The sequence below is a fragment of the Tsuneonella flava genome (genome assembly GCF_002870965.1).
Lineage (GTDB): Bacteria > Pseudomonadota > Alphaproteobacteria > Sphingomonadales > Sphingomonadaceae > Tsuneonella > Tsuneonella flava.
Map to the genome: position 1 here is coordinate 209,318 of NZ_PHSO01000007.1, position 18,088 is coordinate 227,405.

17 protein-coding genes and 1 tRNA gene are annotated in these 18,088 nt (G+C 59.9%); 7 read left to right on the forward strand and 11 right to left on the reverse strand.

Annotated features, from left to right (window positions below):
* Window positions 1-39: 39 nt before the first annotated feature.
* A complete protein-coding gene (ahcY, locus tag CV013_RS13180) occupies window positions 40-1,434 on the reverse strand; it encodes an adenosylhomocysteinase (protein ID WP_102156155.1) in 1,395 nt (464 codons plus the stop codon).
* 226 nt (window positions 1,435-1,660) lie between these two features.
* Here ahcY and CV013_RS13185 point away from each other — a divergent pair, with 226 nt between their 5' ends.
* Entirely contained in the window at window positions 1,661-2,140 is a 480-nt protein-coding gene (locus CV013_RS13185) for a peroxiredoxin (protein ID WP_102156156.1), read from the forward strand.
* A gap of 128 nt (window positions 2,141-2,268) precedes the next feature.
* Here CV013_RS13185 and folE read toward each other — a convergent pair whose 3' ends face one another.
* From folE to CV013_RS13205, 4 genes are all read right to left on the reverse strand, one after another.
* On the reverse strand, window positions 2,269-2,877 hold the full coding sequence (gene folE / locus CV013_RS13190; RefSeq protein ID WP_102156157.1) for a GTP cyclohydrolase I FolE: 609 nt from the start codon (window positions 2,875-2,877) through the stop codon (window positions 2,269-2,271).
* A gap of 5 nt (window positions 2,878-2,882) precedes the next feature.
* Window positions 2,883-4,427: a phospholipase D-like domain-containing protein gene (locus CV013_RS13195; protein ID WP_102156158.1), complete on the reverse strand. Its 1,545-nt coding sequence runs from the start codon at window positions 4,425-4,427 to the stop codon at window positions 2,883-2,885.
* Window positions 4,428-4,602: 175 nt separating this feature from the next.
* Window positions 4,603-4,679: transfer RNA gene (locus tag CV013_RS13200), tRNA-Arg, on the reverse strand.
* Window positions 4,680-4,726: 47 nt separating this feature from the next.
* Window positions 4,727-5,107 (reverse strand): (deoxy)nucleoside triphosphate pyrophosphohydrolase, encoded by a 381-nt coding sequence (locus CV013_RS13205; protein ID WP_321196984.1) that lies wholly within the window; start codon window positions 5,105-5,107, stop codon window positions 4,727-4,729.
* A gap of 117 nt (window positions 5,108-5,224) precedes the next feature.
* Here CV013_RS13205 and CV013_RS13210 point away from each other — a divergent pair, with 117 nt between their 5' ends.
* Together CV013_RS13210 and CV013_RS13215 are read left to right on the forward strand one after the other, a co-directional pair.
* The gene (locus CV013_RS13210; RefSeq protein ID WP_102156160.1) at window positions 5,225-5,404 is read left to right on the forward strand and encodes a Flp family type IVb pilin; all 180 of its coding nucleotides are present in this window, start codon (window positions 5,225-5,227) and stop codon (window positions 5,402-5,404) included.
* 114 nt (window positions 5,405-5,518) lie between these two features.
* A complete protein-coding gene (locus tag CV013_RS13215) occupies window positions 5,519-5,692 on the forward strand; it encodes a Flp family type IVb pilin (protein ID WP_102156161.1) in 174 nt (57 codons plus the stop codon).
* Window positions 5,693-5,773: 81 nt separating this feature from the next.
* Here CV013_RS13215 and CV013_RS13220 read toward each other — a convergent pair whose 3' ends face one another.
* The 4 genes from CV013_RS13220 to CV013_RS13235 form a co-directional block, all read right to left on the reverse strand.
* Window positions 5,774-7,246, reverse strand: a complete 1,473-nt coding sequence (locus CV013_RS13220; protein WP_102156162.1) for a M48 family metalloprotease — start codon at window positions 7,244-7,246, stop codon at window positions 5,774-5,776.
* Window positions 7,247-7,356: 110 nt separating this feature from the next.
* Window positions 7,357-8,304 carry an acetyl-CoA carboxylase carboxyltransferase subunit alpha gene (locus tag CV013_RS13225; protein WP_102156246.1) on the reverse strand — a complete coding sequence of 316 codons (948 nt, stop codon included), beginning with the start codon at window positions 8,302-8,304 and terminating at the stop codon, window positions 7,357-7,359.
* A gap of 10 nt (window positions 8,305-8,314) precedes the next feature.
* Window positions 8,315-9,193 (reverse strand): tyrosine recombinase, encoded by an 879-nt coding sequence (locus CV013_RS13230; protein ID WP_102156163.1) that lies wholly within the window; start codon window positions 9,191-9,193, stop codon window positions 8,315-8,317.
* On the reverse strand, window positions 9,193-11,085 hold the full coding sequence (locus CV013_RS13235) for a hypothetical protein (protein ID WP_102156164.1): 1,893 nt from the start codon (window positions 11,083-11,085) through the stop codon (window positions 9,193-9,195). The genes CV013_RS13230 and CV013_RS13235 overlap by 1 nt, the downstream gene beginning before the upstream one ends.
* 205 nt (window positions 11,086-11,290) lie before the next feature.
* Here CV013_RS13235 and CV013_RS13240 point away from each other — a divergent pair, with 205 nt between their 5' ends.
* The 4 genes from CV013_RS13240 (at window position 11,291) to CV013_RS13255 (ending at window position 15,232) form a co-directional block, all read left to right on the forward strand.
* Window positions 11,291-11,860, forward strand: a complete 570-nt coding sequence (locus tag CV013_RS13240) for a shikimate kinase (RefSeq protein WP_102156165.1) — start codon at window positions 11,291-11,293, stop codon at window positions 11,858-11,860.
* Entirely contained in the window at window positions 11,851-12,960 is a 1,110-nt protein-coding gene (gene aroB, locus CV013_RS13245) for a 3-dehydroquinate synthase (RefSeq protein ID WP_102156166.1), read from the forward strand. Before CV013_RS13240 ends, aroB begins: the two co-directional genes overlap by 10 nt.
* Before the next feature lie 98 nt (window positions 12,961-13,058).
* The gene (locus tag CV013_RS13250) at window positions 13,059-14,465 is read left to right on the forward strand and encodes a peptide MFS transporter (RefSeq protein WP_102156167.1); all 1,407 of its coding nucleotides are present in this window, start codon (window positions 13,059-13,061) and stop codon (window positions 14,463-14,465) included.
* On the forward strand, window positions 14,462-15,232 hold the full coding sequence (locus CV013_RS13255) for a cyclase family protein (protein WP_102156168.1): 771 nt from the start codon (window positions 14,462-14,464) through the stop codon (window positions 15,230-15,232). Before CV013_RS13250 ends, CV013_RS13255 begins: the two co-directional genes overlap by 4 nt.
* 29 nt (window positions 15,233-15,261) lie before the next feature.
* Here the strand turns inward: CV013_RS13255 and CV013_RS13260 are convergent, their stop codons facing one another.
* Both CV013_RS13260 and cls read right to left on the reverse strand, forming a co-directional pair.
* The gene (locus tag CV013_RS13260) at window positions 15,262-16,212 is read right to left on the reverse strand and encodes a mechanosensitive ion channel family protein (protein ID WP_223805314.1); all 951 of its coding nucleotides are present in this window, start codon (window positions 16,210-16,212) and stop codon (window positions 15,262-15,264) included.
* Between the two features lie 147 nt (window positions 16,213-16,359).
* On the reverse strand, window positions 16,360-17,772 hold the full coding sequence (gene cls / locus CV013_RS13265; RefSeq protein WP_223805315.1) for a cardiolipin synthase: 1,413 nt from the start codon (window positions 17,770-17,772) through the stop codon (window positions 16,360-16,362).
* Window positions 17,773-18,088 lie beyond the last annotated feature (316 nt).

The following is an 18,088-nucleotide window of genomic DNA, read 5'->3' on the forward strand; positions in this document are numbered from 1 at the left end:
GACCCCGACAGTCCGAAGACTGCCGGGGGCAAAGTGCAATCAGTAACGATAGTGTTCCGGCTTGAACGGACCTTCCACCGGCACACCGATATAATCGGCCTGCTGCTTGCTCAGCTTCGTCAGCTTAACACCCAGTTTGTCGAGGTGCAGCGCCGCAACCTTCTCGTCCAGATGCTTGGGCAGAACATAGACATCGTTGTTGTAGCCATTGGCGTTCGACCACAGCTCCATCTGCGCCAACACCTGATTGGTGAACGAGCAGCTCATGACAAAACTGGGGTGACCGGTGGCACAGGAGAGGTTCACCAGACGGCCCTTCGCCAGAACGATGATTTCCTTGCCATCGGGGAACTTCACCAGATCGGTGCCGGGCTTCAGTTCGGACCATTCGTAGTTGTCGAGTGCGCTGATCTGAATTTCGCTGTCGAAGTGGCCGATGTTGGCGACAATGCTCATCGGCTTCATCGCTTTCATGTGTTCGGCGGTGATCACATCTTCGTTGCCAGTGGTCGTGACGAAGATATCGGCGCGGGTCACGGCATCTTCCATCGTGACGACTTCATACCCTTCCATCGCCGCCTGCAGCGCACAAATCGGATCGATCTCCGTCACCAGCACGCGCGCACCACCGTTGCGGAGCGACTGAGCGCTGCCCTTGCCGACATCGCCATAACCCGCGACGCAGGCGACCTTGCCGCTCAGCATCACGTCGGTCGCACGGCGGATAGCATCGACCAGCGATTCACGGCAGCCATAGAGGTTGTCGAACTTCGACTTGGTCACACTGTCGTTCACATTGATCGCCGGGAACGGCAGCTTGCCCTGCTTGGCAAGGTGGTAGAGGCGGTGAACACCGGTAGTGGTTTCTTCCGATACGCCCTTGATCGCCTTCACGCTTTCAGTGAGGTAGCCCGGCTTTGCCGCAACAAATGCCTTCAGCGCGCGCTGGAATTCGATTTCTTCGGCATTGGCCGGTTCGGGCAGTTCCTCGCCCGCTTCGATCCGCGCGCCCCACAGCGCAAACATGGTCGCATCGCCACCATCGTCGAGGATCAGGTTGGCCGTGGTATCGCCCCAGTCGAAAATCTTGCCGACATAGTCCCAGTATTCGGCCAGGCTTTCGCCCTTGATCGCAAACACGGGGATATCCTGCGCGGCAATAGCGGCTGCGGCATGATCCTGAGTCGAGAAGATGTTGCAAGTGGCCCAGCGGACCTCTGCCCCCAACGCCACCAGAGTCTCGATCAGCACGGCAGTCTGGATCGTCATATGCAGCGAACCGGTGATCCGCGCCCCTTTCAGCGGCTGCTGACTGCCATATTCCGCGCGAAGCGCCATCAGGCCCGGCATTTCGGTTTCGGCAATCGCGATCTCTGCGCGGCCGTAATCGGCAAGGCCAATGTCTTTGATGACGTAATCGTTGAAGTTGCTCACAAAAGATTCCTTCGGGAGTGATCGTTAGATTTCGGGCGGCAGGCGCAGCGATCGCCACAGGCCGCAATGCAGCGCGCCTTAGACGCTCACCACCGCAGAGGCAAATATAAAGATAGCTTTATATCGTCGACACGACACGCCAGAGCGAACTAGTCGTTGTCCCTCCATTTACGCCTCCTATATCGGGCATTCGATTACCCACAGATGGTTCGAAAGGATTCGGAATATGACGATTGCAAAAGGTGACAAGCTGCCCGACGTGAAACTGGTCAAGGCGACTGAAAACGGCCCCGAAGCCGTGCAGAGCAGCGACTATTTCGCCGGCAAGAAAGTAGCCCTGTTCTCCGTACCGGGCGCGTTCACTCCGACCTGTTCGGCCAAACACTTGCCGGGCTTCGTCGAAAAGGCGGAAGAGCTGAAGGCCAAGGGCGTGGACGAAATCGTCGGCACCGCTGTCAACGATGCGTTCGTTATGGGCGCATGGAACAAGGCCACCGGTTCGGACGACATCACCATGCTGGCAGACGGCAATGCTGAATTCGTCGATGCGCTGGGCCTGACGATGGATGGTTCGGGCTTCGGCCTCGGCAAGCGCGGCCAGCGTTTCTCGATGATCGTGGAAGACGGTGTCGTGACCGAACTGAATGTGGAAGAGCCGGGCGATTTCTCGGTTTCCAGCGCGGAACACATGCTCGGCCAGCTCTAAAAGGCCTGACCGGCCTTCACGGCCGGAACCGTCGATCCGGGGCCGGATACTGTCATGGTATCCGGCCTCTTTTTGTTTTGGAGTTACTGGTAACCGGGCCGATAGCGTCGCATCGTGTGCGCTTGCTATCAATTCCCCATCAGTTTCAGCACTTCCTCGCGACTGCGATGATCGTCGCGGAAAATCCCGCGCATTTCCGATGTCACCATCGTCACGCCGGGGGTCCGCACACCGCGCGCTGTCATACAGGCATGGGTTGCCTCGATCACCACGGCAACGCCCTGTGGCTTGAGGTTGTCCCAGATACATTGCGCCACTTCCGCTGTGAGACGTTCCTGCACCTGCAGGCGCCGGGCAAAGCCATGAAGTACGCGGGCCAGTTTCGAAATGCCGACAACATGATCGGTCGGCAGATAGGCGATATGCGCCTTGCCGATGATCGGTGCCATGTGATGTTCGCAATGGCTTTGGAACGGGATGTCTTTGAGCAGAACGATTTCATCGTAACCGCCGACTTCTTCGAAAATCCGCGACAGGTGAACCGCCGGATTTTCTTCATATCCCTGACAGTATTCCTTCCACGCGCGCGCCACGCGTTTAGGGGTGTCGACCAGTCCTTCGCGCGATGGATCGTCGCCTGCCCAGCGGATCAATGTGCGGATCGCCTCCTGCACATCGGCCGGAACGGGCGGCTTGCCCCGTGGATCGTCTTCGTCGGGGCCGACAATGCTACTCATCCCTATTACTTCCTCTTGTTTTCCACCCGCGCCAGTGCGCGTTCGACCAGACTTCCCTTGCGGAAAAGGCCACCTTTGGCAAACGGCTCGAACATTTCCTCCGGCCTTTCGGGGTCGAGAAGTTCGGAATCAGCCAGGGTTTTCGCTACAATATCGCCTTCGGGCGGAACAAAACGCCGCAGCTGGCGCACATTGCGTTTTCCGTGAGAGCCAATCAGTCTCAGCATCGAAGGGTCTTCGTCGAGCACCCGCCGCACATCACCTTCTTCCATCCCGCAGTGTTCGGCCAACAGCGAATATCGCAAAGCGGCAATGCCATCGCACGCATGAGCATTGCCGGGCCGGGCACAGTCGATGAATACATCGCATTCCGAATCCAGACCCATCGAGCGGTTATTGAGGTTAGCTGAGCCGACCCGCAGGATCGTATCGTCGAATATCGCCAGCTTGGCGTGGATATAGATCGGCGTCTCGCCAGAATAAGCAACGAACAGGCCGAACCTGCTGGCATGATCCACCTCGGCCAATGCTCTGGCAATCGTGTTGCGTGCGTGATCCATCGCTTGCTGTTCCAGCCATCCTTCGGCTGTTTCAGGGTGAACGATCACAATTTCGGGTGGGTCATCCTCTTTCAGACGCGCGGCCAGTGCATCGGCAATCTTGCGCGATGTCAGATACTGGTTCTCCATGTAAATAAATCGCTCGGCGCGCGCGATCTGAGACAACATCAGCGCTTCGATCTCGGTTACCTCAGGTAAGCCATCGTACTCCGCGCGAGTTCTGGCGATGCCTATTTCGACATTCTCGAATTGCACCGGTAAACCTTTGGGCCACAAGCTTTCTTTCGGGATCTCGACAGGAGAAAAGGACTCGCCACCCGCCCGCACCCATCGCGCACGCGCCAGAGCGGCCAATGCCGCGGCCGCTTCCCCTTCGAACATCATCGTGACATCGTGCCACGGGTCGTAGCGGCGCCATCCGGGCTTCATTCGCCGCCGGTCGTGTTCGCGATGTTCGCGGGTGTCCCAGCGTTCCTGCGTCATGTCGATCCCGCCACACACCGCCAGCTTGTCATCAAGCACGGCGATCTTTTGGTGATGCGAGCAGGCCACCGGGTGATGCGTGTCGAATTTGAACGTGATCGCACGATAACTGGCCATCCGCAGAATATCGACCAGCATGTATCCCCGGGTGAGGAAGCGGAATATACCGAGGCTCCATTTGAGCACCCGGATCTCCAGCCCCTCCCGATGGCGCGCCAGCCACATCAGGAAACTGCCCAGTCGACGCGGATACTGACGACGAAACGGCCTTTGAAACCAGCGGCGGCCCAGTGTGAGATGGATGCGAGTGTCGAAATCCCATCCGACCAGAAAGATGCGATGCTTCGCATTCAGCATCGCCCGTTGCATCAATGCAAAATAATCTTCCGCATCGATAATCAGACTGGCCCGCTCGACCTGGGCATAGCGCCAGACGCCCGGCTCGACCGAATCGTCGTTGAACTCGATCGTGTCCGGATGAGTCGCTGCCTCGCCCATATCTGACATTTATCCGATAGCTGCCCCGGCGACCCGTCGTCGCCTGCAATCAACCGACAAATTCAGACAGGGTTCCTGCGCTAAGCCTTGTTGAAGATTAGCTCCAGGCTGATGGATCCCGTCAGAAAAGCAAACTGCCAAAAAAACAAAACCCCGTCCCTCTGATGAGGGAGCGGGGTTTAGTTGGCGCGCCAGGAAGGATTCGAACCTCCGGCCGCCTGATTCGTAGTCAGGTACTCTATCCAGCTGAGCTACTGGCGCGCTTTGGAGGGCGCCACATACGGGGGCTATCCGAGCTTGGCAAGCCCTTAACCGGCCAAAAATTGCAGAAGCGCGTCATCCAGTGGTGGTTTGGGCAACTCTGCCATCTCACTTCGGTCGAACCAGCCAAGCTCCGCAGCTTCCTGTGCGATAGCTTCCCCTTGCCAACGGGTGGCACTGTAAAGCAGGATGACAATCCCCGGATGGTTATCGCTTCCCCCGCTTTCAGCAAATCCCACGGGCTTCAGATCGCCCGGGTGCAGAACCAGCGCGATCTCTTCGTGCAGCTCGCGGACAAGCGCATCGCGCGGATTTTCGCCGTGCTCCACCTTACCGCCGGGAAACTCCCACAGTCCCCCGTGCTGCTTTACAAGAGGACGCTGCTGCATCAGCCAGCGCCCGTCGTTTGCCTGCAAGGCCGCAGCCACGACCGTGATCCATGTCGGATTTTTTTCCAGTCTCGCCTCCTCCGGAAACTCTTTTTTAACGCCCTATGGTCCACAAGGCCAATCGTATCGGGGCAATTTGATCAAGGAGGCCACGCGATGAGCACATTCCTTCGTTGGATTGCCCAGGATGAAGCGGGAGCAACCGCTGTCGAATATGGATTGATTTTATCGCTAATGTTTCTTGCCATTGTCGGAACACTTAGTTCCACTGGAAGTAACACGACATCGATGTGGAATGACGTCGGCAACAAGATGGCTGAATCAAATGCCGATTAAATATCTAGCTAAGATTAGAGAATTATAAACACTCTGATCGTAGCCAGAAAATATCCCGCCTCATTTGGGTATTTGGCGGGTTTGGGTAACGAAGACTAAATCAGGAGACAACACATGCAGTTCATCAAGAACATCGTTCGCAACGAAGAAGGCGCCACCGCAATCGAATACGGCCTGATCGCCGCTCTGATCGCTGTTGCCGCTATGGCTGCCATGGGCAGCATCGGTTCGAACCTGAACACGACCTTCGGCAAGGTGAACACCAAGCTGACCGAAGCAAACAAGTAAGCTAGCTTTTCCGGCTAAAGAGAAGGGGCGGCGGGAGAAATCCCGCCGCCCTTTTCGCATTCAAAACCATCGAAAAAACGATCAACTGCCGCGAACGACGATTTTCACTTTCTGCCCCGGCGTGATCCGGTCAGATGACGAAAGGCCGTTCAGCACCCGAAACCGCTGTTCCTGAGCATTGGTGTAGGCCATGCGCGCAGCCAAAGACTGTACCGTATCGCGCGATCCGGCTGTAACCACGTCGATCCGACGCGGGATCACGCTGCCCGCTTCGCTGGCGCTGAGACGGCGGACCGATTGGTACATCGAGTTGAACACGCCCGCACCACCCGCTTTTGTTATCGCCACGAAGTGATAGGCGCGGTTGTTGGCGAATTGATAAGCGAACACCGTCACATCGACTGCGCCGCTGCTCGATTGCACCCGCGCGGTGCCATAGGCCGCCGGGATGCCATTTACTGTCGTGCGCTGGATCTGCGGCGGAGCGATTTGCTGTTGCTTGCTCAGACCCGCAAAGGCCTGACGCACATAGGTATCGAGATTGCCGCTATACGGCGCCAGCGTAAACTGCGCCTGCCCGCTCTGCCCGTTGATGGAAACGGCCTGCGTGCCATTCACCATATAGAAGCCGCTTGGGGCAGTGAATTTGAGGCGCATCGTCGGCTGGATGAAGCTACTGCCTTCGATCACGCCTTGCTGCGGATCGTCGCCATACATCAGCCCGTCGACTCGCGTCAGAAACAGGTCGCGTTCGGTACGGCCGGTTGCCGTGCCGGCACGCTGCATCGCCGCCGAAACGCGACTGGCCGGATCGGGGTGAGTCGATGCCCATTCGGGAACCGTTGCGTTACCGCGACCCTGAAGCTGCGAATCCAGCGCATTCTGCGCCGCGAGAGAAGTCAGCAAGGTCGCCATCGCGTGCGGATCGTAACCCGCGCTCACCAGATATTTCTGACCCAGCGAATCGGCCTCCAGCTCTTGCGAACGCGAGAACTTGAGCGTGAGCAACTGAGTATATTGCGAACCTTCCGAAATCAGGTTGCCGAAGCTGCCGCCAACGACCGAGCCGACAACCTGCCCCAACAGGCCTAGCAACGCGTTCTGCTGCGCCGCCTGTTGCCGTCGCTGCGAATGGCGCGCCGCGACATGGCCGACTTCGTGCCCCAGAACGGCCGCCAGTTCGGCTTCGTTGTTCATCAGGGTCACGAGTTGGCGGGTGGTATAAACATAGCCACCGGGGATCGCGAAAGCGTTGTTGACCGAACTGTTCAGCATCGCAACTTTGAACGCACTGGGCGAGGTGGCCAGCCCGGATTGCACCGCGATCCGCTGCCCTACGCCCTCGACATATTGCGCCTGCGGCCCGCTCATCGCCGCGCCAAACTGCTGAATGATTTCCTTGTTGGCTTCAGCCCCCTGCTGCGCTTCCGTTTGGGTGATCGGAGTGGAAGCGCTGGGAATCGGGCCGCCCATCGTGGCGCACCCCGACAGAGCCAATGCGGAAAGCGACGCAGCCGCAACTGCGGTCCGCGAGCGGATAGAACGAAATGACATAGAGCTCCCCTTCATGTGCACAGGCCCCACCACCGGCGTGAAATTGTCTATGAGCGACTTAACCACTCATACCGCGGTAATGTTCCCCGCGCCGACAAAACCGAAGGAGCCTAGTTAGCGCCGATGGCGAGAAACCGCTCTTCCCGCTGGCGACGAAGTACGTCGGTCGGAATAGCGGACAGCGCATCGATCTCTTCCCCGATCGCCTTGCCCAGTGCTTTGGCCATTTCTTCCGGGGCGCGGTGTGCACCGCCAATCGGTTCGTTGATAATACGATCGATCACACCCAACTTTTGCAGGTTCTGGGCGGTCACTTTCATTGCCTCGGCAGCGTCGGGCGCCTTTTCAGCTGTGCGCCACAGGATCGAAGCACACCCTTCGGGCGAAATCACCGAATAAACCGCGTGTTCCAGCATCAGCACACGTTCCGCACTGGCCAGCGCGACTGCGCCGCCAGAACCGCCTTCGCCCACGATTGTCGCTACCATCGGCACTGGCAGCGTCAGGCACGCTTCGGTCGAACGGGCGATGGCTTCGGCCTGCCCACGCTCTTCCGCTTCGATCCCCGGAAAGGCGCCGGACGTATCGACCAGTGTGACCACCGGCAGCCCGAACCGCCCCGCCAGTTCCATCAGGCGAATCGCCTTGCGATACCCCTCCGGCTTACCCATCCCGAAATTATGGCGGATGCGACTTTCGGTATCGTGCCCCTTTTCATGACCGATCAGGACCACGCGCCGACCGTCCAGCCTGGCCAGTCCGCCCATGATCGCCTGATCGTCACCATAAAGACGATCGCCACCCAAAGGCACGAATTCGTCGAATGCATATTCGACATAATCGCGAAAATGCGGGCGTTTGGGATGGCGGGCGACCTGCGTTTTCTGCCACGGCGTGAGTGCGGCATACGTGCTGGCGAGCAATTCCTCGCTCTTGCGCTGCAATCGGGCGAGTTCGCCGGAAATATCGACATCGTCGCTACCGGCAGCGTCGCGCAATTCGGCGATCCGCGCATCGAGTTGAGCGACAGGCTTTTCGAAATCGAGATAAGCGTTCATCGCCAGCGCGCTAACCGGCTTCGCCCGCGCGCGCAAGCGGGTGCCGCTGGTTGACCAGCGCAACCAGCCGTGCTGCATCGACGTGGGTGTATATCTGCGTGGTCGCAATATCGGCATGACCGAGCAAGGTTTGCAGCACCCGCAAGTCCGCCCCGCCTTCCAGCAGATGCGTCGCAAATGCATGGCGCAACACGTGCGGACTGACTTTCTCCGGCGGCACCCCTGCCCGGATGGCCAGTTCTTTCAGCAACTGGAACAGCCGCACACGCGTGAGATGTTTGCCGCCCCGCGACGCAAACAGATAACGCCCCTCCGGCCGCATCGCCAACCAGCGCGATAGCGCCGCTTGCGCCCGGCGACTGACCGGCACCATCCGCGCCTGCCCGCCCTTCCCCGTCACCGTCAGGAACGGCGCATCGCGCGGCACAGCAGATAGCGGCAGCGACACCAGTTCGGTCGCGCGGAGGCCGGAACCGTATAGCAACTCCAGCAAAGCAAGCATCCTCACGCCTGCCGGGCTATCGCCCTCAGCTTCGATCTCCGCTCGCGAAAGCAGGGCTTCCACCTGATCGTGGCTGAGGATTTTGGGCAATGGACGGCGGGTTGCCGGGCGCGGCAAAGCGTTGCTCGGATCGTCCGCCCGCAGCCCTTCGTCCACCAGAAAGCCATAGAACTGGCGCAATGCCGACGCCTTGCGCGCCACCGTTGCCGGGGCCAGCCCGCTCCATACTGTCGCCAGCGTTGCCAGTTGTTCCCCGGACGCAGTGGCAAGATCGCCCACCGATTCCGCCGCCTGATCCAGATCGCGACGATACGCAGCAATGGTATTGGCCGCTGCCCCCCGCTCTGCAGCGAGCATCGCGAGGAAGGCGTCTATCTCCGGCTGCATCAGGCCCGCGCGACAGCCTCCGCCGCGATCATACGTGCTTCTGCCGACAGCCCAACGCGGTTCAATGCGGAAACGATGTGGTAGAGATGGCGCGGCGTCATCCGTTCCCACCCCGTACCCTGCATCCCGACCCCGGCAAGCAGCGCGACCAGCGCTTTGTTATCGACTTGCGCGGCGCGATCTATCAGCGTGGTCCATTTGGTCGAAGCGGTGAGGCTCACTCCCAGATCGCTGGCTGCCGAACCGATATCGCCCTGATCCATCCGACCAAGCCCCGCTAGCCCGGCCAGCAGGAATTTGGCGCGGCGCTGGCCGCTGCTGCCGTCATCACTGGCGAAAGATCCGATAGCACCGGCCCCGACTTTGGCGCGATACTCCGGCGCGGCAAGGGCCAGCAATGCCCAGCCCTCGCTCCCTTCTTCCACAACATTGGCCCAGCGCAGCGCATTGCGGTCCAGCCCGGCGGACAGCATCGATGCGATCAGTTCTCCGGCATCGCCCGTATGATCGGTGCTGGGCTCTATACGTGCTGCTGCATAAGCAGTGAGCACGAGGCGCGAATAATCTTTCGCTGTTTTGCCACCCCACAATGTACGGATGGCGTTCATCCGGGCGGCATCGTCGATCCCGACATAGGCCTGGCGTAAAGTGCCTGCATCCTCAGCGACCTGACCATCGTCGGTGTTCCCGCTTTCTGCATGAAGCTGCGAATAGAGATCGATCATCGCCCGCGACGACAAAATGCCTTCGCGCCCCGCCAGATCAGCCGCAGCGATCCGTTGCGACAGGCCTAGCATCGGTGCCGTCGCCGTGGCCCGCAAGTAATAGGGTGCAGGGTTCCGCATCAGCTTTTCAGGGATCGCTTCGCCCACAGCATTTGCCAGCGCGAAACGCCACGGGGTCAGTTCATTCACCCCGTCCCATTCGATAGTCACAGCGGCGCGTTGCTGTCCCGCGGCGCCAGCAAACCGCTGCGCCAGCAGAACATCGATTCGATCCGCCTTCCCGCGGGAACGCAGACGATTGAGATCGGTACGCGCCCGTGCCGCTTCACCGGCATAGGAATTGCAGATCGCCTGCAACATATGCCAGGTCGGATCTTCGCGCAGGCCGCTTTTCAGGCGCACGACAGGGCATGTGCCAACAAGATCCGCCGTGCCGATATAGGCATCGACTGCGGCATTCGTGAGGTCGAGGTTCCAGTTTGCAGTATCTACATCCTGAACCACTGCTCGTGCGGCACCGAATTCGCCAATCCGGTTGAGCAGCGCCGCCCGCTGCGCCGCGAATTCTGCCGGGTCCATCCCTTGCGGCGCTGCCAGTCGGCTGGCCAATGCACGCCGCAGCAGGATATGACCCCACCGCGAAACGAGCGGCCCCTTTGTACCTGCCAATGCCGCGCGAACGAGTTGCACCGGTTGCCTGGCCAGCGAATATGTCGGCAGTCCTCCTTCAGCGGGCGCAAGAACGCCCACTTCTGCCATAGAACGACGGGCAGCGGCCGGAATATCGACCTTGGGCTTCAGACCCAGCGCTTCATCGAGATCGTCGGTCGACATCGCTTCGAGTTGTTCGAGCGACGGTAGCTTGCCGTCGAATGTCGGCAATGCCCCGGCCACCTCCCCGGCTGTTGTCGAACCTTGCGTCAGGGGTTGCACGATCGGCGTGGATGTTGCCGACGGGGTGCTGCCACCATTGGCCGGGCGCGACGGTGGTTGCGGCGTAGCGGTGGGACGCGAAGCCGGGCGAGCACTGGGCGCAGGCGTTGGTGCAGGCCTGGGATCTTCGAAACCGGGCGGCAGCAGCGACTCGGGCGCATCCTGCGCCATAGCCAGCGCCGAAATCAGCGCCAGAGCGGTGGCACCGCCTGCAAGCAACAGCGAACGTTTCACGATGCGGCCCCCGGCACAGCGACAGATTGCACAATCGGGCGCAACGGTTCTTCACCGCCATCGACCCACGCATAAATCACGACAATCCCGGCCAGAGCGCCAGCGATCAGTGCCATTCGTTTTCCGCCAGTTCCCACGCGCGACTTACCTGTTCCCATTTGCTGATGGTTGCACCGGCCCTAGCCCATCTATAGGCGAGGCGGCAATGGACACCGAACCCCTTAGCCTGAGCAAGTCCGAAATCGAAGCGATCGCTCGTCGGATAATGCGCCCGATCGTGCTGGTCGGACTGATGGGCGTGGGCAAATCGACTGTCGGGCGCAAACTGGCAACTATACTGTCGCTCGATTTCGTGGATACCGATCACGAAATAGAACAGGCCGCCGCGATGACCATCCCCGAAATGTTCGAACAGTTCGGCGAAGCATACTTTCGCGATGGCGAGCGCAGAGTGCTGGCGCGACTGATGGACGAGCATCACGGTGTCATCGCCACCGGCGGCGGCGCGTTCGTCAACGACGAAACGCGTGAACAGATTCTCGCCAATGGCATCGCGGTGTGGATCGATTGCGATATCGACACGCTGGTGCAACGGACTGCGCGCAAGGACAATCGACCGCTGCTGAAAGATGGCGACCCGAAAGAAATCCTCTCTCGGCTGCACGACGAACGCGCTCCATTCTATAGTCAGGCCCCGATCCGCGTCGCCAGCGCCGACGGGCCGCACCATGACACTGCGCTGGCAATTATCGAGGCAATCGACCGATGGCTGTGATCCCTGTCGATCTTTCCGGGCGCGAATACGACGTCCATGTCGGGCGCGACCTGTTGGAAGGCGCAGGTCGGCTGGCACGCAATTTCATCCGCAAACAGATGGTTTGCGTGGTGGCCGACGAACGCGCGCACGAACTGCACGGCCGCCGTCTGGAAACCGCGCTGATGGAACAGGGGCACGATGTCGCCTGGTATCTCGTCCCCTCTGGCGAAGGATCCAAAAGCTGGAACGGGCTGGCTCAGCTCTGTGAGTGGCTGCTCGATAAAGAGGTGGAGCGCGGCGACCATGTCTTCGCGCTTGGCGGCGGGGTCGTGGGCGACCTGACCGGCTTTGCCTGCGCGATACTCAAACGCGGCTGCGGCTTCGTGCAATTGCCCACCACTCTGCTGGCGCAAGTCGACAGCTCTGTCGGCGGCAAGACGGCGATCAACACCCGTGCAGGCAAGAATCTGGTAGGAGCGTTTCATCAGCCTTCGCTGGTGCTGGCCGATCTCGGCACACTCACCACCCTGCCGCTGCGCGAATTGCGCGCGGGCTATGCCGAAGTGCTGAAATACGGCGTGCTGGGCGACCGCGCATTTTTCGACTGGCTCTCCGCCAACGGGCCTGCCGTGCTTTCGCTGGAAGATCAGGCGCTCGAATACGCCGTGTCGATGAGTGTCGCGGCCAAGGCGCGCATTGTCGCGGAGGACGAGCGCGAAACCAGTGGCCGCCGCGCGCTGCTCAATCTCGGCCATACCTTCGGCCATGCGCTGGAGGCGGAGACCGGCTTTTCCGATCGCCTGCTGCATGGCGAAGGCGTGGCATTGGGCATGGTTCTGGCCGCGCGATATTCTGCGCGACAGGGGATGATCGCGGATGCCGATGCCGCTCTGGTGGCACAGGCGGTGAAAACTGCTGGCCTGCCGCATTCGTTGTCCACGCTCGGCCTCGATTGCGACGGGCAGAAGCTGGCCGCGCATATGCGGCATGACAAGAAGATGGACGCTGGCACCCTGCCCTTCGTCTTGCTGGAAGCGGTGGGCAAGGCCGTGCTCAAACGCGATGTCTCGCTCGACGATGTAGCTGCATTTCTGGATGAACAACTGCGCGTCGCATAGTTTGGCACATAGCATGGCGTAGCGATATTTCGCCTGACAGACCGATCATTGCCCGCTAACTCGATACGATTGAAACCAATCGTAATGCCGGGGATGCCATGACCGCAGCCGAAGCCACACCCGAAGTCGATCCCGAAACGGTGGAGGCAGTCGTCCGCGACGACCGCGCTTTCATCGGCCACCCCAAGGGGCTGGGATATCTCGGCTTCGTCGAGGCGTGCGAACGTTTTTCGTATTATTCGATGCAGACGCTGCTGGTCCTGTACATGACCAAGTATCTGCTGTTGCCGCAAAATGCCGTGAACGTGATCGGCCTGGGCGCAGTGGAGAATTTCTACAGCCTCAACGGTCAGCCACTCGCATCGCGCATTTTCGGTGACTATACTTCGCTGGTCTATCTCACCCCCATCGTCGGCGGGATCATTGCTGACCGCTGGCTGGGTCGCCGCGCCGCGCTGATCGCGGGGGCGGCGATCATGTCACTCGGCCATTTCCTGATGGCGTTCGAAGGGGCGTTCCTGTTCGCTCTGCTGGCGCTGATCGTCGGGGTCGGGCTGTTCAAGGGCAATATCGCCAGCCAGGTGGGCGAATTGTACAGCGAGAACGACAATCGCCGGGCGATGGCGTTCCAGATATTCTATATCTTCATCAACGTAAGCGTGATTGCCGCACCGCTGATTTCGGGCACTCTGGGGCAGGATGTGGGCTGGCACTACGGTTTCGGCACCGCAGGCATCGTGATGGTACTGGGCCTGCTGCTCTATCTGAAGGCGCGCCCCTGGCTTCCCGCCGATAACAAGCCGCAGCGGCAGGAAAAAACCCAGCGCGAGAAAATCCAGCCGCACGAATGGCCGCGCCTGATCGCATTGCTGATTCTGGTGCCGGTGCTGGCCGTTTCGCTGCTGACCAATCAGGAAATCTTCAACGCCTATCTGGTGTGGGCCGATACCAAGTTCACGCTGAACCTGCTGGGCATCCAGATGTACAGCAGCTGGATGATTACCATCGATGCCGCGGTATCGTTCTCGATGCTGGTCGTGGTTGCCTGGTTCTGGAACTACGTCGGGAAGAAAACCGGTCGCGAACCAGACGAACTGGGCAAGATGATTATCGGCAGCGTCTTCACCATTTCCGGCGGCCTTTGCCTCTATATGGGCGCAGTCACCGCAGGCGATGGCAAAGTGGCGATGTTCTGGCCGCTGATGTTCCACTTGCTGAACTCGATCGGCTTCGCGCACATCCTGCCGGTCAGTCTGGCGCTGTTCACCAAGCTGGCGCCGCGCGCGCTGAATGCGACGGTGATCGGGATCTATTACCTCGCCTTCTTCGCCTCGAACTATGTCGTCGGCACAATCGGCGGGTGGTATTCGACGATGCCGACACCGCAATTCTGGCTGGTCCATGTCGCCAGCGCTGCGGTTGGGCTGGTGGCCTTCGTGCTGTTCAAGCTGTTCCTCGGCAAACAGATGCAGGATATTCCGGCGGGCGCGGAAAGCGGGCGATGACCCGCTTTATCGACCTGTCGATCCCGATCACCAACGATGTCGTGTCCGACCCGGAGGTGATGCGCCCGCAGGTCACGTACATGACGCACGAAGATACCTGGCAACAGATCGCCATGTTCTTCCCCGGTCTGGAGAAAGACGACCTGCCCGATGGCGAAGGCTGGGCGGTGGAACAGCTGACACTGTCCACCCACAACGGCACCCATATGGACGCGCCGTGGCATTTCCATTCGACCACCGACAGCGGCGCCCGCCCCGCGCCGAGCATCGACGAGGCCCCGCTCGACCGGTTCTTCCGCCCCGGTGTGAAGCTGGATTTCAGCGCCCTGCCCCACGGCCATGTCATCTCGGCGGCAGAGGTGGAGGCAGAGCTGGCGCGGATCGGCCACACCCTGCAACCGCTCGATATCGTACTAGTCCAATCGGGCGCGGTGTACGGCACGGACAATTTCATCGATCAGGGCGTTGGCCTGGGTGCTGAAGCGACCCTGTGGCTGACCGAACGCGGCGTGGAAGTGGTTGGCACCGATGCGTGGAGCTGGGACGCACCGTTCAGCCACACCGCCAAGCGCTGGGCCGAAAGCCACGATCCGTCGATCATCTGGGAAGGCCACAAGGCGGGCCGCATCCGTCCCTATTACCAGATCGAAAAGCTGACCAACCTCGCCGCCCTGCCCGCGACCGGATTTACGCTAAGCTGCTTCCCGGTGAAAATCGAACGCGCCAGCGCCGGCTGGATCCGCGCCGTGGCGCTGGTGGAGGATTAGGCTAGCCGGATTTCGCTTCGGATTATGTCCTAGCGCGGAGACTGCGTCTTACCGTCAGCGCAGCCGTCGTTATCGGCAAACTGTCCGCTCAGCACTACATTCTGGTACGCATAGGGTATCTCGATCCCGGCCTGATCGAAGCGATTTTTGATCTGTTCGAGCAGATCGTATTCGACCGATTTGGAAGTGGCCGCATCCGGGCACCAGGCGCGAAGCGAGAGATCCACGCTCGATGCACCCAGATTGATCACCGGGCATCCAACGATTTCCTGCACATCGCCGTGCGCCTGCGCCAGTTCGAGGATAATAGCGCGGGCCTTGTCGATGTCCGACGTATAACCGATCGAGATTGTCATCGACAGCATGACTCTGAGATCGACCGACGACAGGTTGATCATAACCTGGTTTGCAATCGTACCATTGGAAAGGACGATGCGCCGGTTATCGAACGTCCGCAGCACGGTGTAGCCGAGTGACAGATCCTCCACGATTCCTGTCTCGACCCCGGTCGGAGTTGTCAGTTGCAGCCGGTCGCCGCGACGAAAGGGCTTGTAGATCACAAGGCTGATACCGGAAACCAGATTGCCGAGCGTCGACTGCGCGGCAAAACCGATCACGACCGACACGATACTGACCCCGGCAAGGAGTGACGTGGTCAGCTTGTTTAAGGAAGGTACGGCATGGCAGAATAACAGCGCGAGAATGACCCACATGATGAAGGTCGTCAGATGCTGGATGAAGCCGACTGTCATGCGATCGATCCGTTCTTTCGGATCGTGATCGATCAATGTTACCAGCGCCCGGCGGAGCGACCAGCTCAGCGCCAAGCCGAAGAGCAGGAAAATCATCCCGAGCGCAAACGCGCCCCAAAAATGGCTCGGATTGAAATAATCGGTCAGATCGGTCAGCACCCAGCCCGCCGGTTCCGAAGCCACCTTCGCTGTCGGGATCTTTTGCGCCGCTATCGATAGAGAAGTCATGTTACAAATCGATATGCCGGCAGTGGGGGCAGCAACAAGGGTCATTTCCTTTCAATCTTAAAGTTGTCGACTGTTATCGGTAACTGGAGCAAGCACGCGAGGATCGCCTGCATTACGGACGAAACCAGGCATCTGGCCGGTTGCGGATCAGAATAGCGGAGCGATCATCGTCAGCAGATTGTCGACAAAGCGACGGGCTATCGGCCGGCTGGTGGCATCGTCCCGGTCGATCTCTATGGCGTTCCCCAGCCAGCGATTCTGACGATCGCGCACCTGACCGGCAAGCTCGGCCGACTCGAACAATATGTTGTTCTCGAAATTCAGATCCAGACTGCGGCGATCCATATTCGAAGATCCGATCAAGGCCAGCGCATCGTCTACCAGGATCGTCTTTGCATGAAGCAGTCCGTCGCAATACTCGAAGATACGAACCCCTGCTTTCGCCAGGACCGGATAATAGGCTCGGCTGATCGCGCCGACGATCCGGTTATCGTTCCGACGTGGAAAGACGATGCGAACCGCGACGCCACGTCGCGCTGTTGCAATGATCGCGCTGATCAGCGGCGGATCGGGCGCGAAATATGGCGTCGTGATCGTCGCACTGACTCGCGCTGCCGCGAGTACGGCAACGAACATGTCGGTCATCGTTCCGCCGGGGGAGAGCGGCCCGGTTCCGGTGGCGATTGCCGGGAAGCCATCGGCTGAGGGTTGAGGGGGATCCGCAGCCATGACTGGCCGCAGATCTTCGCCTGTTTCCGCCGCCCATGCCGAGGCGAAGATGATGTCCGCCTGACGTGCCACCGGGCCTTCGTAACGGACGAGAATGTCGACCCAGGGCGCGAAGTGTCGCTTGACGAGAAACGCCGGATCGGCGCAATTCTGGCTACCGCAATAAGTGACGCGCCCGTCAATGACAGCGATCTTGCGGTGGTTACGCAGATCGGTGCGATGCCCCACGAGAAAGCCCAGCCCCAACGGCGCCTGAAGCGAACTGCAAAGTTGCGCGTCGGCATCGCGCATAGCTGCCCACCGCTCGGAATGGATCAAGGCACGTGATCCGATTGCGTCGGCGGCAATACGGCAAGTCACCCCTCGGCGGGCGGCGCGACACACGGCCTCCGCGACCTTCGTGCCATTATTGTCGCCAAGCCAGATGTAGAAAGACAGGTGAACCGACTGCCTCGCGGCATCGATATCCTCTACCAGCATGGCGATCGCAGTATCGGAGTCGCGCGGAAGACGCGCCGTATTACCGAACGAAATCGGCCAGCAGGATGCCGCCTCGAACGTGCGGAACGGATTAGCGCTAAAGCCGGTCGTGTCGGCACCCTGTGGCGAGCGAGGAGCGAATGGCAGCAGCTCTTCATAGGCGCGGCGCCAACGCTCCCGAAAGCCTTTCGAAATCCACGGTTCACCGAACAGAAGATACAAGATCACGCCGACGACCGGCACGGCAATCAGCAGCAACAACCACGCCGCTCGCGCATAGGATTCGCGCCCTTCGCGCAAAATGGCACGGACAATCACAGCGAGGTGGAGCGCCGCCACGATCAACCACATCGCTGTCCTAAACTCTATCAATTGCGTGCCACCCTGCCCGATTCACTCTCTTGCTATCTAGCGCACCTGGCGTGGATCATGGTCCGACATTTGTCGCCTGCCGACAAGAAAGGATCATCTCCCCAGGCTCAGGACTCATTACTGGCACCGTTGAGGTTTGAAGCAAAATGGCTCAGCGCAAGGAGAAAGGGCGCAGGAATATGTCAATATTTCAAGACTTTTTGACGCAGCAATGGGCCATTTTGGTCAAATCCCTGCAGGACGTCCAGTAATGAGTCCTGAGCCTATATCACGGGCGGCCGAAATCGCACCTCGC

Bases quoted from the DNA above. Each gene is read 5' to 3' on its own strand.
- CV013_RS13220 (WP_102156162.1), bottom strand. From the start codon at position 7,246: ATGTCATTTCGTTCTATCCGCTCGCGGACCGCAGTTGCGGCTGCGTCG.
- CV013_RS13195 (WP_102156158.1), bottom strand. From the start codon at position 4,427: ATGTCAGATATGGGCGAGGCAGCGACTCATCCGGACACGATCGAGTTC.
- CV013_RS13250 (WP_102156167.1), top strand. From the start codon at position 13,059: ATGACCGCAGCCGAAGCCACACCCGAAGTCGATCCCGAAACGGTGGAG.
- CV013_RS13185 (WP_102156156.1), top strand. From the start codon at position 1,661: ATGACGATTGCAAAAGGTGACAAGCTGCCCGACGTGAAACTGGTCAAG.
- folE (WP_102156157.1), bottom strand. From the start codon at position 2,877: ATGAGTAGCATTGTCGGCCCCGACGAAGACGATCCACGGGGCAAGCCG.
- aroB (WP_102156166.1), top strand. From the start codon at position 11,851: ATGGCTGTGATCCCTGTCGATCTTTCCGGGCGCGAATACGACGTCCAT.
- CV013_RS13230 (WP_102156163.1), bottom strand. From the start codon at position 9,193: ATGCAGCCGGAGATAGACGCCTTCCTCGCGATGCTCGCTGCAGAGCGG.
- CV013_RS13260 (WP_223805314.1), bottom strand. From the start codon at position 16,212: ATGACTTCTCTATCGATAGCGGCGCAAAAGATCCCGACAGCGAAGGTG.
- CV013_RS13225 (WP_102156246.1), bottom strand. From the start codon at position 8,304: ATGAACGCTTATCTCGATTTCGAAAAGCCTGTCGCTCAACTCGATGCG.
- CV013_RS13210 (WP_102156160.1), top strand. From the start codon at position 5,225: ATGAGCACATTCCTTCGTTGGATTGCCCAGGATGAAGCGGGAGCAACC.
- CV013_RS13255 (WP_102156168.1), top strand. From the start codon at position 14,462: ATGACCCGCTTTATCGACCTGTCGATCCCGATCACCAACGATGTCGTG.
- CV013_RS13240 (WP_102156165.1), top strand. From the start codon at position 11,291: ATGGACACCGAACCCCTTAGCCTGAGCAAGTCCGAAATCGAAGCGATC.
- CV013_RS13215 (WP_102156161.1), top strand. From the start codon at position 5,519: ATGCAGTTCATCAAGAACATCGTTCGCAACGAAGAAGGCGCCACCGCA.
- cls (WP_223805315.1), bottom strand. From the start codon at position 17,772: ATGTGGTTGATCGTGGCGGCGCTCCACCTCGCTGTGATTGTCCGTGCC.